The 14645-nt window shown below is 39.3% G+C and carries 15 protein-coding genes; 9 read left to right on the top strand and 6 right to left on the bottom strand.

What is annotated here, in order from left to right; all coding sequences use genetic code 11:
• The first annotated feature begins 1 nt into the window (after nucleotide 1).
• From FVA69_RS11475 to ahpF, 3 genes are all read left to right on the top strand, one after another.
• Nucleotides 2-1126, top strand: coding sequence for an ABC transporter permease (locus FVA69_RS11475; protein ID WP_164529349.1), 1125 nt, complete (start codon nucleotides 2-4; stop codon nucleotides 1124-1126).
• 188 nt (nucleotides 1127-1314) lie between these two features.
• A complete protein-coding gene (ahpC, locus tag FVA69_RS11470; protein WP_004910793.1) occupies nucleotides 1315-1878 on the top strand; it encodes an alkyl hydroperoxide reductase subunit C in 564 nt (187 codons plus the stop codon).
• Between the two features lie 117 nt (nucleotides 1879-1995).
• Nucleotides 1996-3570, top strand: coding sequence for an alkyl hydroperoxide reductase subunit F (gene ahpF / locus FVA69_RS11465; protein ID WP_109912186.1), 1575 nt, complete (start codon nucleotides 1996-1998; stop codon nucleotides 3568-3570).
• A gap of 261 nt (nucleotides 3571-3831) precedes the next feature.
• Here the strand turns inward: ahpF and FVA69_RS11460 are convergent, their stop codons facing one another.
• Complete coding sequence (locus FVA69_RS11460; protein ID WP_164528877.1) at nucleotides 3832-4818, bottom strand: phage integrase; 987 nt, start codon at nucleotides 4816-4818, stop codon at nucleotides 3832-3834.
• A 63-nt stretch (nucleotides 4819-4881) separates the two neighbouring features.
• Complete coding sequence (locus FVA69_RS11455) at nucleotides 4882-5181, bottom strand: helix-turn-helix transcriptional regulator (RefSeq protein WP_164528876.1); 300 nt, start codon at nucleotides 5179-5181, stop codon at nucleotides 4882-4884.
• 101 nt (nucleotides 5182-5282) lie between these two features.
• On the opposite strand from FVA69_RS11455, the gene FVA69_RS11450 reads away from it, so the two are divergent.
• Genes FVA69_RS11450 through FVA69_RS11440 form a run of 3 tightly spaced genes read left to right on the top strand, consistent with a single transcriptional unit; the run spans nucleotide 5283 to nucleotide 6059 of the window.
• Complete coding sequence (locus FVA69_RS11450; protein WP_076913935.1) at nucleotides 5283-5549, top strand: Cox family DNA-binding protein; 267 nt, start codon at nucleotides 5283-5285, stop codon at nucleotides 5547-5549.
• A complete protein-coding gene (locus tag FVA69_RS11445; protein WP_164528875.1) occupies nucleotides 5546-5743 on the top strand; it encodes a hypothetical protein in 198 nt (65 codons plus the stop codon). The genes FVA69_RS11450 and FVA69_RS11445 overlap by 4 nt, the downstream gene beginning before the upstream one ends.
• Nucleotides 5733-6059, top strand: a complete 327-nt coding sequence (locus FVA69_RS11440; protein ID WP_164528874.1) for a hypothetical protein — start codon at nucleotides 5733-5735, stop codon at nucleotides 6057-6059. The genes FVA69_RS11445 and FVA69_RS11440 overlap by 11 nt, the downstream gene beginning before the upstream one ends.
• On the opposite strand, the gene FVA69_RS11435 is transcribed toward FVA69_RS11440, so the two are convergent.
• Nucleotides 6056-6541, bottom strand: coding sequence for a hypothetical protein (locus FVA69_RS11435; RefSeq protein ID WP_164528873.1), 486 nt, complete (start codon nucleotides 6539-6541; stop codon nucleotides 6056-6058). The two genes, FVA69_RS11440 and FVA69_RS11435, sit on opposite strands and share 4 nt — an antisense overlap.
• Before the next feature lie 363 nt (nucleotides 6542-6904).
• On the opposite strand from FVA69_RS11435, the gene FVA69_RS11430 reads away from it, so the two are divergent.
• The 3 genes from FVA69_RS11430 (at nucleotide 6905) to FVA69_RS11420 (ending at nucleotide 10078) form a co-directional block, all read left to right on the top strand.
• The gene (locus FVA69_RS11430) at nucleotides 6905-7126 is read left to right on the top strand and encodes a DUF2732 family protein (RefSeq protein WP_004254744.1); all 222 of its coding nucleotides are present in this window, start codon (nucleotides 6905-6907) and stop codon (nucleotides 7124-7126) included.
• Nucleotides 7119-7340 (top strand): TraR/DksA family transcriptional regulator, encoded by a 222-nt coding sequence (locus tag FVA69_RS11425; RefSeq protein ID WP_164528872.1) that lies wholly within the window; start codon nucleotides 7119-7121, stop codon nucleotides 7338-7340. Before FVA69_RS11430 ends, FVA69_RS11425 begins: the two co-directional genes overlap by 8 nt.
• 77 nt (nucleotides 7341-7417) lie before the next feature.
• Entirely contained in the window at nucleotides 7418-10078 is a 2661-nt protein-coding gene (locus tag FVA69_RS11420; RefSeq protein ID WP_164528871.1) for a toprim domain-containing protein, read from the top strand.
• Between the two features lie 833 nt (nucleotides 10079-10911).
• Here FVA69_RS11420 and FVA69_RS11415 read toward each other — a convergent pair.
• From FVA69_RS11415 to FVA69_RS11405, 3 genes are all read right to left on the bottom strand, one after another.
• Nucleotides 10912-12177 (bottom strand): DUF6602 domain-containing protein, encoded by a 1266-nt coding sequence (locus tag FVA69_RS11415; protein ID WP_164528870.1) that lies wholly within the window; start codon nucleotides 12175-12177, stop codon nucleotides 10912-10914.
• A 98-nt stretch (nucleotides 12178-12275) separates the two neighbouring features.
• A complete protein-coding gene (locus tag FVA69_RS11410) occupies nucleotides 12276-13103 on the bottom strand; it encodes a DUF4393 domain-containing protein (RefSeq protein ID WP_164528869.1) in 828 nt (275 codons plus the stop codon).
• 486 nt (nucleotides 13104-13589) lie between these two features.
• Nucleotides 13590-14645 carry a phage portal protein gene (locus FVA69_RS11405; RefSeq protein ID WP_164528868.1) on the bottom strand — a complete coding sequence of 352 codons (1056 nt, stop codon included), beginning with the start codon at nucleotides 14643-14645 and terminating at the stop codon, nucleotides 13590-13592.

The following is a 14645-nucleotide window of genomic DNA, read 5'->3' as shown; positions in this document are numbered from 1 at the left end:
GATACGTAAAATTCAGAATATTTTTAATTTAGGAATCAAAGAATTGCGCAGTCTGGGCCGCGATAAAGCAATGCTAGCCTTGATTGTCTTTGCTTTTACGGTATCGATTTATTCGTCGGCAACGGTGACACCCGGTTCTTTACATAATGCTCCCATTGCGATTGCTGACCAAGATAAGTCACAGTTATCAAACCGGATAATCAATAGCTTTTACGCACCTTATTTCTTACCCCCCATAGATATCACACCAGACCAAATTGATGGCTTGTTAAACCGTGGCTCATATACATTTGCATTAGATATTCCGCCTAATTTTCAACGTGATGTGCTTGCCGGCCGGCATCCAGAAATTCAGGTGAATATTGATGCAACACGAATGAGCCAAGCCTTCTTAGGGAATAGTTATATTCAAAACATTACCTTAGGTGAAGTGAACGAATTTTTAGCAAAATACCGCAGTAATGCGAGTTTGCCTGTCGATCTGGAAGTGCGCATGCGCTTTAATCCTAACTTGACGCAGTCATGGTTCGGTTCTGTTATGGCAATTATCAATAATATTACGATGCTATCGATCGTTTTGACAGGGGCAGCACTTATCAGGGAGCGAGAGCACGGTACCGTTGAGCACTTGATGGTCATGCCACTAACACCATTTGAAATTATGATGTCAAAAATATGGTCAATGGGGCTGGTGGTATTGATTGCATCCGGTGTTTCCTTAATTTTAGTGGTAAAAACATTGCTACAAGTCCCCATAGAAGGGTCTATCTTATTGTTTATGTGTGGAGTTGCCTTGAGTTTATTTGCGACAACATCAATTGGTATTTTTATGGGGACAATTGCACGATCTATGCCTCAGTTTGGTTTGTTGATGATTTTAGTACTGTTGCCATTAAACATGCTTTCTGGCGGGATGACAGCACGAGAAAGCATGCCCCAGCTCGTTCAAGATATTATGTTAACCATGCCGACCACACACTTTGTTAGTCTAGCTCAGGCGATTTTATATCGCGGAGCAGGTTTCCAAATTGTTTGGCCTCAATTTGCAGTGCTCGTTGTGATTGGCGCTGTATTCTTTTCCCTCGCACTCATTCGTTTTCGCAAAACGATTGCCACCATGGCTTAACTCACTGAACATAAAATAGACCTTATAAATAAAACGCTTGCTGAACAGAACAGGAAGCGTTTTAATATCTCACCTATTGATTTTTAAAATATGATTAGGCTGTACCTATCAAATCGATAGTAGGTAATGATTGGATTAAGCTGCTGTAAAACAGTAACTTAATAGGCAACCAAACAGGAGAACATCATATGTCATTAATTAATACTCAAATCAAACCATTTACTAACCAAGCATTTAAAAACGGTGAATTCATCGAAGTTTCTGAGAAAGATGTTGCAGGTAAATGGAGTGTTTTCTTCTTTTATCCAGCTGACTTCACCTTTGTTTGCCCAACAGAATTGGGTGACATTGCTGACCATTATGAAGAATTCCAAAAATTAGGTGTTGAAATTTTCTCTGTTTCTACTGACACACATTTTACCCATAAAGCATGGCATGCAAGTTCAGAAACTATCGGTAAAATCAAATATGCAATGATTGGTGACCCAACAGGCGCATTAACACGTAACTTCGAAAACATGCGTGAAGATGAAGGCTTAGCAGACCGCGGTACTTTCGTTGTTGACCCACAAGGTATCATCCAAGCGATTGAAGTTACAGCAGAAGGCATTGGCCGTGACGCTTCAGATTTACTGCGTAAAGTAAAAGCAGCGCAATATGTTGCTAGCCACCCAGGTGAAGTTTGCCCAGCTAAATGGAAAGAAGGTGATGCAACGCTGTCCCCATCTTTGGACTTAGTCGGCAAAATCTAATTAATCTAGCTTAATTGATTAATACTGAATAATTCAGGTTGCAGGTGTCTAGGCCTGCAACTTGGATCATGACGGGTATATGTACCCGATTTTATGATAAAAATTAAAGGGGATTACATGCTCGACAATAATTTACAGGCACAATTGAAAGCCTACTTAGAACGTTTAACTAAGCCCGTTGAATTAGTTGCTAATATAGATGACAGCCAAAAATCAAATGAAATCAAACAGCTGTTAGAACAAATTGCGTCGTTGTCTGATAAAGTCACTGTACGTGAAGAACGAAATAGTGCAGTAAGAACACCTTCTTTTTTAATTACTAACCCAGGTACAGATAGTGGTTTGCGTTTTGCCGGCTCGCCTCTGGGACATGAATTTACGTCTCTTGTGCTGGCTTTATTGCAAATCGGTGGTCATCCATCGAAAGAAGCACAAGAGTTATTAGAGCAGGTTAAAGGTCTTGAAGGCGAGTTTCATTTTGAGACTTATTATTCTTTATCTTGCCATAACTGCCCAGATGTTGTTCAGGCACTGAACTTGATGGCAGTTTTAAATCCAAATATTAGTCATACCGCTATTGATGGTGCACTTTTCCAAAATGAAATTGATGAACGTAATGTAATGGGCGTTCCTGCGGTTTTCCTGAATGGAAAAGAGTTTGGTCAAGGGCGTATGACATTAAGCGAGATTGTTAGCAAAGTCGATACCAATGCGGATGCGCGTGCAGCAAAATCACTAACAGAGCGCGAACCTTTTGAAGTGCTTGTTATTGGTAGTGGTCCAGCAGGGGCTTCAGCGGCAATTTATACGGCTCGTAAAGGGATCCGCACTGGTGTGATTGGTGAGCGTTTTGGTGGCCAAGTCATGGATACGGTTGATATTGAAAACTATATTTCAGTTATCAAAACGGAAGGTGCCATTTTTGCAGGTGCATTAAAGAACCACGTGGACAACTATGATGTTGATGTTATTGATGGTCAATCAGTTGCAAAACTGATCCCAGCTGCAGAAGAAGGTGGATTACACCAAATCGAAACAGCATCAGGTGGTATCTTAAAATCACGCAGTATCATTATTTCAACGGGTGCGCGCTGGAGAAATATGGGTGTTCCGGGGGAACAAGAATATCGCACTAAAGGCGTAACATTCTGTCCGCATTGTGATGGCCCATTATTTAAAGGTAAACGTGTTGCTGTTATTGGTGGCGGTAACTCGGGTATTGAAGCGGCTATCGACTTAGCGGGTGTGGTTGAACATGTGACCGTACTGGAGTTTGCACCAGAATTGAAAGCAGACTCAGTATTACAGCAAAAAGTACGTAGTCTGAAAAATGTCGATATTATCGTCAATGCACAAACCTTAGAAGTAAAAGGCGATGGCAGTAAAATGACCGGACTTGAGTATAAAGACCGTACCGATGATAGCGTACATTTATTGGAAGTGGCTGGCGCATTCGTACAAATTGGTTTATTGCCAAATACCAATTGGTTAGGTGATACGGTCGCCAGAAACCGTATGGGCGAAATTGAAATTGACGCTCGTAATGAGACCAGTATTAAAGGTATTTTCGCTGCAGGCGATTGTACTACAGTCCCTTATAAGCAAATTATTATTTCAGCCGGAGAAGGAGCAAAAGCCGCACTTAGCGCCTTTGATTACTTAATCCGCACAAGTACCAGAACCGCTGAATAGCTGTAATTTACTTTATATTCAGTGAGTTGTAGTCAAAAGGCACTCGGGGGCGAGTGCCTTTTTTTTGTGCATAATCTGTACAAAAAAGGCTCAGAAGTGCCTAAAAGTGTTCAAGTGTGGACAACTTGTGGACGATCTAAACGCTGATTTGGTGGTACTTGCAGCGGAGAAATGCATCCCAGTGTGGACAATTTGTGGACATGCAAAAGTTAAATTTGCCTCGGTTTTCGTCGTCAAAATCATCCTAAAACGAACAATCTATTAAGCTAACTCTGTTCCTCCCTTTAATGGGTTGTACGTAATCGCATCTTGAAGAAAGTCCGGTGCAAAGTGCGCATAGGTCAGGGTTTGCTGTAATGTCGAGTGACCTAAGATTCTCTGCAAAGTAATAATACTGCCGCCATTCATCATAAAATGGGTTGCGAAAGTATGCCGTAATGCATGCGTGGCTTGGCCCTGCGGCATATCTGGCTTAATGGTCTTTATGTTCTTTCTAAACATATCGTAAGAGGTATTTGGAAAAAGCAGACCGGATTTTCGCGTACACACAGCATCTGCGACTTCTTGGGAAATCGGCACAATGCGTGCTTTGCCCGTTTTGGTAAAAGTGAAACGAATTTTATTTTGGATCACGTGCTCGCGTTTTAATTTAACCGCTTCCCCCCAACGCGCGCCGGTGCTTAAACATAAAATCGCCACTTTTTTATTATCACCTTTTAATATATTCAGCAGCAGCCCAATTTCTTCATGCGTTAAATAAGACATCTCAGTCGCTTTTTGCTTTAACCGTGATAGCCCTCGTATTGGGTGTTTACCCATAAATAAATCCGTGCGCTTTAAGGCGGTAAATATGCCGCTTATTGCTGAAAAATCACGGTTTATCGTGGAGGGCTTGATACCCGCAGCGAGCCGGAGTTCGCGGTAAAGTGCTAATTGCTTATCGGTTAATAAGCACATTGGCGGGTTATCGAGTGCGGTCGCAATGCGTGTTGCCCTTAATAACGTGTCCTGCGCATATTCGCTACTTTTGCCAAAGGTGTTCCACCACAAATCAATTAAGTCTTGTAGCGGCCGAATATCATTGGATTTATCTAACCAATCCTTGTGCATTTTGTTTGAAAGGGCGTAACGTTCAAACAAAACAGCTTCGTGTTTTGTATCAAATCGACGTCTGACGCGTTTTCCTTGACGGCCAGCCGGTCTAATGTCCACTTCATATTGACCATCTTCGAGTTTCTTAATTGCCATAAGAAAGCCCTCCGAGGGTCGATTGGCCTTGCGAGTTAACCTCACAAAATGCCTGATAAATTGTTAACCAGTTTTCTTGTCTGAGTGGGGTGAGCCTGAATTTTCGTGCCCAGTGTGCGCTAAAGCCGGTGCGATTTGGCCAGCTTCAGGATTAACCTCATCGAACATGAACCAATCTCGGTATTTTCTAAATCGGGGGTGCTTAAAGAATTTCATTGCAGACTCCAATGACATTTTAGCTTTTCCACTTTCATATCCATGATAGGTAACATAATTAATACCTACCAAATCAGCAGCTTGCTTAACATTAAGCCTTTCTGACTCACGTATAAGCTTTAGCCTTTCGCTATCGTACGTTGACATTATATAAGAGATCTCTTATTTTATAAGAACATTGATATCTCAATGCAATGAAGCAAAGAGTCCTAAAGCGCTAGAAAGCGCCTGACATAAGAGGGTAGCAGATGAGAGAGAAAATCGTAAGTCTGTCAGATGTTGTGACTGAGGAAAAATTCGCTGAGTTGATTGGTAAGCCAGCAAGCGCAGTGGCAGATATGCGCAAAGCGGGTAAGTTACCGATTGTTCAGATGAAAAGACCCGGCTCTAGTCGTGCGGAAAATTATGTGTATTTGCCTGCGTGGAATAATGGTTTAAGGCTGGCGTATGAGTCGTTACCCGCGGAAATGCGTGACGGTTGGTTGGTGTGGTTGGGTTTAGGTAAGCCACAATGAGTCAGGTTATTCGTGTGAGCCATCATTGTGCGGTGTATCGCGGGTTTACGATTATTACGTTACCTCGCAAGAAGCAGACACCAATCACACGTTATCACGTTTGGCATTTAGGGGAGTCGTTCGGCAAGTTTGATGCAATGGCTGAAGCGACAAAATATATAGATGGGTTGTGGAGGATGAAAGGTGGAAAGTAATTTAATCGTCAAGCATACACAAAACGGGGTATATATTTGTATTGAAGATAAGTATTCACCAATAAATAGTGTCGTTTTTGAATTGTCACAATTAATACACTTTCTTCCTTTGAGTAATGCAGGTAATACCGTTTTGATTTCTGTAAATGGAATGGCCGATTTTAGCCCAAGTATTCCATTCGCAAAGTTTTTAAGTTTCTTTCGTTATGTCATTGAGCAAAGTCAGCAAAAAAATAGCCATTCACATCTGTTCACGATAACAATAAAAGAAGATCTGTCTTGTGAATGGCGATGTAAGGGAGTTAATACCGCTTAACGCTGGATACCACCGGCGATAAAAATGATAAATCTTTTGAAGAGACCTAATTTTTTAAATTTATCATTTGCAGTATTAAGGTTTCCCGTAGCAATAGAGGATTGGATATAACTTCCATTACGAATGGAAAGTAATATTACGCTATCTTTTTTTTCTAATGCTTTTAGTTTTTGTTGAATTTCAAAATCATTACTTGTAGGTAAATCATGAACAATTTCACTATAACGTACAGCTTGTTGTTTAGCACTATTGGCGATATTAGCGGGGTTACAAGTAAATTGATAGGCGGCAATAATAGCGATAATAAGACCAATCAACTTCATATTCATGAAATCTGCCATAACCGCGGAACCAAGCAGCAATTGCATGAAAATACAGAATTTGTCTACTCGATTATAAAAAACAGCAGTCATGTTTTCCATAAAATAACAATTGAAAGCATGAAAACTAACGTCATTAGAAACAGATTGTTGATTGGTCATATAAATTACTCCTCGTTATCGGGTTTCTTTTCCTCGTCATTAGGGGCTTTTTCAAACATGACGTGGAGTTCTCTTAAATCATCAGAACCTTGGTTAACTAATTTTTTATTTTCGTCATCACACATGTTTTATTCCTTTATTAGTAGGTGGTTGTTATGCCTGATTCCGGTCAAGAAATTGCAGGCATAGCAAATATACCACACACCATGTTGCCGATCATGGTTAAAAAAATCGGATTAAATATCGCAAGGTGATTATTAATATAGAAAACAATTAGAGTTAGATAGTAATTAAATAATCAAATCATTAAACAATGACCTTTATCGGTCAGGGCTTTTTATTACCTAAAAATGAGGTTTTAAAATGAGACATATTCCAGACCCTATATTTACTCCTGTGGCTGAAAATATAAAAGCGAATAGGGAAGATGAGCGCAAATCATTAATGAATCGTTTTGCTGATCGTCAACGTCAATTAGCCGACAAAGTATTAACAGAGAAATTAGATTATGCGCAAATTCATCAGTTATTGATTGATGAAGCGGATAAATTCGAGTCACAAGCGGGAGATCTTAATTATGTCTGATGTTATCGACCGCGCTAATGAACATGCGGCATTAGTGTTAGAACAGAATATCCAAGCTGCGAGGAAGCCAGCGAATAGGGTATCTGCGTTTGAATGTGAGAATTGTGATCACCCAATACCAGAAGCCCGTCGCCAAGCGGTGATTGGCTGCTCCTTGTGTATTGACTGCCAAATTCTGTTTGAACTGAAAGAAAAACATTACCACAGCGTATGAGAAATCATTTTCTGTAAGCAAATAAAAAGCACACAACCTGCGGGATAGACGCTGATTGTGTGCTCTAAGGTTATCACATGAAATCATATCATATTCAGGCGTTATTGCCTCGCCTTATACACGACTTTCAATTTAAAGAGCAAAATGGCTATTTGCGCCAAGGCGTGTGCCCAAATTGTAAGAAAAAAGAGCTATTTACCTCAATTGAAATGCCGTTTGTGTTGCGTTGTGGCCGTGAAAATAAATGTGGCGCTGAGTTGATTGTAAAAGAGATTTACCCCGATATATTTGATGACTGGTCAGCACACTATCCTAAGACGCAACAAGCACCAAATGCAGCCGCAGATGCTTATTTACAGCACGCCAGAGGGCTTGATATCGCCCCGTTGAAAGGGTTGTATTCCGAGTCTAGCTATCATGCCAATGGGTTAGGTGCGGCAACGGTTAAATTTGCTTTACCCGAGGGGGCATATTGGGAGCGCATTATTGATAGGCCCTCACGGTTTGATCGCAAAGCTAATTTTTTTGGTTCTTATAAAGGGCATTGGTGGACACTGCCACAACAGGATTTAACCCAAGCCAAAGAGATTTGGCTAACGGAAGGTATTTTTGATGCCCTTAGCTTGATTCAAAATGGCATTGCGGCTGTATCGTTAATGACTTGCCATAATTACCCAGAGGTTGCTTTGAATGCGTTGAGAGCTGCGCTAGGTAACAATAAAAAACCGTTGTTGGTTTGGGCGTTAGATAATGGCGCAGCCGGTGAACGCGCAATGAAAAAGTTTGTTGCCCGCAGTATCGATGATGGCTGGAAAGCCACGGCCGCGAGACCCGCTGAAAAAGAGTGTGGCAACGATTGGAATGACTTGCATATGAAAGGCAAGCTAACGGAGCGCGATATCGCCCGTTATCGCTATTACGGCAAGTTGTTGTTAGCCTCAACCGCGTTTGAAAAGGCGCGTTTAATGTTTAACTGGACGGAGCGTTCAGAGTTCGATTTTCAACATGATAACCGCTTGTATTGGTTTAAGTTGGATATCGATAAAATGATGAAAACCATTGAGCGCATTCATGATGCCGAACCCGATTTAGATGAAGATGAAGCCAGACAAAAAGCGGTGAAAGAGTCGGGTACAGTGGTTGAAATCGCTAATTGTTATCCCACACCATTATATTTCCAAAAGTCCGTTGAAACTGATGAATCATGGTATTACATGCGTGTCGATTTTCCTCGCCAGCCACAAGTTAAAGCCACGTTTACTGCCTCACAGTTAACCAGTGCCAGTGAATTCAAAAAGCGTTTATTGCATGTGGCCAAAGGGGCGGTTTATACCGGCACAACTTTGCAATTGGACCGCATTTGCAAGCAAGCCTTGCCGGATATCAAAGAGGTGATCACGCAAAATTATGTAGGCTATAACAAAGAGTATGGTGTGTATGTGTTTAATGATGTTGCGGTGCAGGATGGTAAGTGTTTTACGTTAAATGAGGAAGATTATTTTTCCCTCAATAAGTTGGATATCAAGACGTTAAGCCTGAGCCCATCATTGGCCATTAATACCGATTTTAGCGAATTTGATACCAGCTGGTTGAATTCCCTTTGGGATGCATTTGGCGCAAAGGGTTATGTGGTGTTGGCGTTCTGGTTGGGTTCGTTCTTTGCCGAACAGATACGCAAGACTCATAAAAGCTACCCATTTTTAGAAATATGCGGTGAACCTGGTTCAGGTAAAAGTACGTTGATTGAGTTTTTATGGCGCTTATGCGGCCGCGCAGATTATGAGGGGTTCGATGCATCAAAATCGAGTGTTGCCGCTCGAGGGCGAAACTTTTCACAGATAAGTAATTTGCCGGTGTGTTTAATTGAAAGTGATCGCGTGCAAGATAACGCAAAACTAAAAGCGTTTGATTGGGAAGAACTTAAATCACTGTATAACGGCCGTGCCACGCGTTCGTTAGGGGTAAAAAATAGCGGCAATGAGACCTACGAGCCATTATTTAAAGGCAGTATTGTAATTGCACAGAATGCCGAAATTAACGCGTCACGCGCCGTTTTAGAACGGATTATTCATCTTTATACCGATAAAGCGGAGCAGAGCGTTGAAACCCGTTATGCGGCCATTGCCCTTGAGCGTTATCCTATTGAAAAGTTATCTGGTTTTCTGCCTACGGTATTGATGAAAGAAGCAGAGATATTAAAGCAATACAATGAGCGCGTAGATGGCTTACAGGCGCAGTTATTTGCGGATAAGGCGATTAACCATGAGCGGATCGCCAAAAACCACGCACAGTTAATTGCACTATTGGAAACGTTAGCGTTAGTTCTTCCTGTAAAAGCGGCCCATATTCGCCAAACGCGCGACTTTATTATTGAGTTGGCCAAACAACGAGTTCAAGCGATCCAACTCGACCAGCCACAAGTGATGGAGTTTTGGGAGTTGTTTGATTATTTACACGATAACGAGGCCTTTGGTGTGAATCATAGTAGTGAAAAGGGTGTTTTTGCGGTGAACTTTAACCATATTGCGCAAGTAGCCAGTGAGTACCGCCAGTCTATGCAATTGAATACCGATATTAAGAACTTATTGAAAGCGGGGCGTATGCGTAAATTTGTAGGCGTTAAGACGGTGCGAAGCGTGGTAAACAGTCAGTTTAATAGCACGCTTGCGGTGGGGAGTACTTTGTCGAAGCCGGATGTGCTTAGATGTTGGGTATTCCAAGAAAACAGTGAAAGTTAGTTATCGTCTATTTCTTTTCTATCGGCTGCCTTGTGCAGCCTTTCTTTTATCTAAAAATATCCATCAAAGTAAAACCATAAATACTCAGAATAACAAATAAAGAAGATATTATTGATTGTACGATAAATAATCATTATTAGAGGGTTTTTATATAAATAGAGAATTTATGGGAGGGGTTCGGAAAAGCGTTACAAACGTTACAAATTCAGTATTTTCATATAATGCATTGATTATTAATATAAATATAGGTATCTAAAAACGTTACAAAAGCATTACTTTGCCGTTACGTGTAACGGTTTTGAAAGGTTACAAATTAGAAATATAACTTATTGTTTTATAAGGGTGTAACGTTTTAGACTTTGTTTTGTAATGCATTGTAACGGTTCAAACGTTACATCGGAATGCTTTATTATCAGTGAGTTATTGGTTGTTTTTAGATAGTGTAACGGTTGTAACGCTTTTCCGAACACGTCACCGTTATTTGTGATACGAATTTCGTTTGCTAAGAGTGAAGTAAGAATGGGCTATTATTTAAACTATTTAATTTGTAATCAGAATTCGTGGGTGGGGTTCGGAAAAAGGTTACAAATGGGTTACTTTGTGGTTACAGGTAACCGTTTTAAGAGGTTATAAATTAAAGATATAACTTATTGTTTTATAAGGAGATAGATTTTAACCCCCTGTTTTGTAACCCGTTGTAACCAGTAAAAAGTTACAACGGAGTTTTTTATAATCAGTGAGTTAGAATGAACTTTAGTAGAAGATATTCGAAGTGACTGCTTTCTAAGCCTTAGAATTCATAATACTAATTTTCTTGCCTAAAATAGCCAGTATTATGTACTACTTTTTCTGTGTTGACTTTCGATTAGATTTTTTAGCCACATATCAAATCGGCCTAGTTCATTATTTGCAATGACATAACGTCCATCAGGTAAAATAGCTGTAGTGATATTATCATTTTTTAATGATAGTTTACCATCCCCGTAGACAGCATAGGTTGTTGATGTTATTTGAGAAATAAAGTCTTCAATACTAGGCGCTGATTTATTAGCAAATTCAATAAAATCAGGTGATGAAACTAATATATCTTCTTTGCTTAAGATATGAAAAATTATGTATATGGAGTGAGATATTTCAATTGGTTCCCAGTTTTTATGAATACTTCTTTTATCTAAAGTTTTTTTAGACAATTCTTCATATCTGATTATCCATCCACCAGTATCATCGGCATTGCAAACAGGTTTTGCGCACAAAAATTCATTTAGTTGTTCTTCTTCTAGACTATTATCCCATGGAAAGTTTATTCCAAATACTATTGATAATTTTGTCCAAATAAATTCTAGCATTAAAAAAATAGGATTTTCTTTACTTGAAAGCATAAAATCCCAATATCCACCTCTCATTGGTGAGATATAGGGATATCCTGTATTTTTTACTAAAGAATACTTACCACTGATAATTAAGTGAGGAAAAGATGGTATTCCATAACCAGTGCTTGGACCTTGACTCTCTATAAATTTATACAAGCTTTCTCTTAAGTTATATTCAGATGAAAATCCATCGTAGCCAATAACGATTTTTATTGGCATCAATTGTTCCATAATAACTGTTGTGTAAATTAGTTCATTTTCTTTTGATAATTTTCCCCTTTCATGATAAGTAGGTGCTTTTATTCCAGTTAGGTTCGAAAACACATTATATGCAGGATTTAAATTTAATTTAATTTCACCATCCGATTTCCCCTCGAATATGTAATTAATAAATCCTTCAGAAGATTGTCGTAGTTTATAAAAAGAATTAATTAAATCAGCGGAGTATAAATTTTTCTTTATCTCAAATACAGCTAATACATCCTTAACATGCCATATATAAGAATTTGTGTATGGAATTTTTTGACCATCTCCATGCACTAACATACAATCTATCTGTCCAGATGAAAATTGTTCTCCATCTGAAATAAAACCATCGACAAATTTTAATTTCAATTCCTTTGGAATTGTTCTATTTAAGATTTCTTTAGACAATCCCTCATACATGCTTCCAATAGTAGGTCCATGTTTTATATTCTGTTTTTCAAGTTCTTTAGCTTCTTTATGCATGAACTCTTGTAGTAAATCTGCTATTGTTCTTATCATTTTTGTATAAACCATTAAGTGGTAAATGTAAATTATAAAACTATTTAAAGAAGTAAGTTTAATCAAGAGCAAACAGTAAGGAAATTATCTCCAAAGCTTGTTATTTCTATATATCCCTGTTCAACATCTAAGTCATTTCCAAGTTTAACTCTTAATGATTTATAAAATAAACCATTAAAAAGTTCATCATAAATGGATTTATTAGTATACGTCCGATTTGATTCAATGAATATTAATTTTAGACGCTCTAAATTCTCAATTGATGACTCTATTTTCTTCAAGTCCATATCAAATATTTTTAATGCATTATCTGGTAGTAACCACTTGCAAATAGTTACTTGGATGCCACTGTCTTTATTTAAATATTGCCTAAGTGTTAATATTGGGTTCCCTGAGTTAATAGCTTTTGCATTAACTCTTAAATATTCCAATAATTTAACATCAAAGGGATCTAATTGCTTAATTATCTCTACGAATGCAGGATGTGCTTTTTGTTTTACATTACGATTTATTGAGCTAGCGATTAAATTTGCATACATATCTTTTAAAATAGCATCATCATCTGATTCATCTAGATGTTTTAACGATTCTAATGCAGCGCCTACAACACGAGCTTTAGGTTCAACAATATCTTCAAGTGGAACCTTTCTTAATTTTTCAGAAAGTGTAGTGACCAAAAAATCTTTTATAGTTTCATATCCATAAACAGTTGCAGCAAGAGGACTAATAGCTAAATTTACGGCTTTAGTTATTGTTGTTAACGTTTTACCAACCTCTTTGCCAACTATTTTTTTTGCGTTATCGTCTATTGGGATTGACTTAACCATTTCTACTGCTGTATCAGTTACTGTTTTCTTCATGGATACATCATCCTCTTTGTTATTTAACATTATGACTTTCCTTAAGGCTCAATAACAACATTCAAAAAATAATTATTTTTAATATATAGTCATACATATGTATATTTTTCAATTGTTTCATGCCTAAACGTATTTCATATCATTCTAATTTATAGGTATAACTAGCACTATAAGTTTTACTGTCAAATTTTGTATGAAATTGCACAAGCATAGCCTTGACTTATTTTCTGTTCAGTGTCTGTACTGGCGCGGGTTTCGGTACTCCGCACAACTGCACAAAATCCCACCCCTTTTGTGTGCGGGCGAGGCGGGGGAGCAAGCGCGCGCAAAGGGGTAAAGATGGGCCGCGCTGGCTATGGTGTGATTAGTTCGTTAATGGTGTTATTTGCGATTATTCAGGCTGTACAGACTAGATAAGATATAAAATAATTTCGGGTATGTGGAACAGATAGAACGGCACTAAGGTCGTTCTATTACGTTTGAAAGGGGGGCATCGATTAACGTGAATTGAATGGTTTATTTATAGTTAGGCTCTTTGTTCTTCGCCTGCGTCAAAAAATCTAGCAACGCATATTGCTTAAAGCGGATCACCTCAACACCTAGCATGTCGTTAATTGATTTCATGCTTTCCATCAGTGGTAGTAACTCATTGAACCAAAACACCATTGCGGCTTTTTCGATATCGCCAAGGCTACCTGAGCCTTGCGGGATGATCCCCATCAGTTGTGGTGGTATCCGGTGCATAGCCAACAAATCATCGCGCGTGGTGTCCTTGATACCGACAAACTCATCTTTGGCACTGATTTGTGAGAATGGTAAAATTTGAATCCCATCCTTGCCGCCATTGGCTGCATACACAAAAATGTTCTTAAATGCTTTGCCTTTGCGGGCTTCGGTGAGTGATTTTTTTAATGACTCGACGGCCTTGTCGTCAGCTAATGCCGCGGAAAGATACACCATCACACCGGCGTGACTGCCATTCTCATAATAGTTTGTCCGAAACAGAGTGGCTGAATGATTCAAGTTAGCGGAAATAAGCCCTGCCAAATAATCGGGAGTGCCATATATCTCTTGGTGAATACATGGGTTTTTCAAGTGAATCACGCTATTTTTGCGAAATTCGTAGGCATCTTGGTAATTCTTCACTTGCCAGTATTGCCCCTCATTCACACCGGCGCGGGTATACTTAGCCAATGAGGGTTTAAGCGTTAACATATCACCGAGCCGGTTAATGCGCTTTTCAAGGTAACCATTACCAAAAACCACAAAATCCTGCGCTAAGGTGGTGAAATCAGGGCGTGATAAATACGGTGTTGGTTCAAAACAACTGGTGATCACATTACGTTTAAACACTAACGGTGATTGATGGTAGGCCGCTGACGAGGTAAACGAGCGTGCAATACCAGTAAAATCAATTGGAGTCTCATACCAGCGGCCATTGTGGTTGCACTCCATGCAATCCAGCAAATCGCCACCGCCAGAGACAATTGATGGCGGGTCAAAAGTAAATGAGCAAAATTCAGGGGCTTGTGTTTGTTCTTCGATTGCTGCTAATTCTGTTGCTTGTTCCAT

The sequence above is a fragment of the Providencia sp. PROV004 genome, from assembly GCF_011045615.1.
Taxonomy (GTDB): Bacteria; Pseudomonadota; Gammaproteobacteria; order Enterobacterales; family Enterobacteriaceae; genus Providencia; species Providencia rettgeri.
This window is presented reverse-complemented; position numbering and strand designations above follow the sequence as displayed.

Coding starts and splice junctions, on each gene's coding strand:
- ahpC (WP_004910793.1), top strand. CDS start 1,315: ATGTCATTAATTAATACTCAAATCAAACCATTTACTAACCAAGCATTT.
- ahpF (WP_109912186.1), top strand. CDS start 1,996: ATGCTCGACAATAATTTACAGGCACAATTGAAAGCCTACTTAGAACGT.
- FVA69_RS11460 (WP_164528877.1), bottom strand. CDS start 4,818: ATGGCAATTAAGAAACTCGAAGATGGTCAATATGAAGTGGACATTAGA.
- FVA69_RS11455 (WP_164528876.1), bottom strand. CDS start 5,181: ATGTCAACGTACGATAGCGAAAGGCTAAAGCTTATACGTGAGTCAGAA.
- FVA69_RS11450 (WP_076913935.1), top strand. CDS start 5,283: ATGAGAGAGAAAATCGTAAGTCTGTCAGATGTTGTGACTGAGGAAAAA.
- FVA69_RS11445 (WP_164528875.1), top strand. CDS start 5,546: ATGAGTCAGGTTATTCGTGTGAGCCATCATTGTGCGGTGTATCGCGGG.
- FVA69_RS11435 (WP_164528873.1), bottom strand. CDS start 6,541: ATGACCAATCAACAATCTGTTTCTAATGACGTTAGTTTTCATGCTTTC.
- FVA69_RS11430 (WP_004254744.1), top strand. CDS start 6,905: ATGAGACATATTCCAGACCCTATATTTACTCCTGTGGCTGAAAATATA.
- FVA69_RS11425 (WP_164528872.1), top strand. CDS start 7,119: ATGTCTGATGTTATCGACCGCGCTAATGAACATGCGGCATTAGTGTTA.
- FVA69_RS11420 (WP_164528871.1), top strand. CDS start 7,418: ATGAAATCATATCATATTCAGGCGTTATTGCCTCGCCTTATACACGAC.
- FVA69_RS11415 (WP_164528870.1), bottom strand. CDS start 12,177: ATGCATAAAGAAGCTAAAGAACTTGAAAAACAGAATATAAAACATGGA.
- FVA69_RS11410 (WP_164528869.1), bottom strand. CDS start 13,103: ATGTTAAATAACAAAGAGGATGATGTATCCATGAAGAAAACAGTAACT.
- FVA69_RS11405 (WP_164528868.1), bottom strand. CDS start 14,645: ATGGAACAAGCAACAGAATTAGCAGCAATCGAAGAACAAACACAAGCC.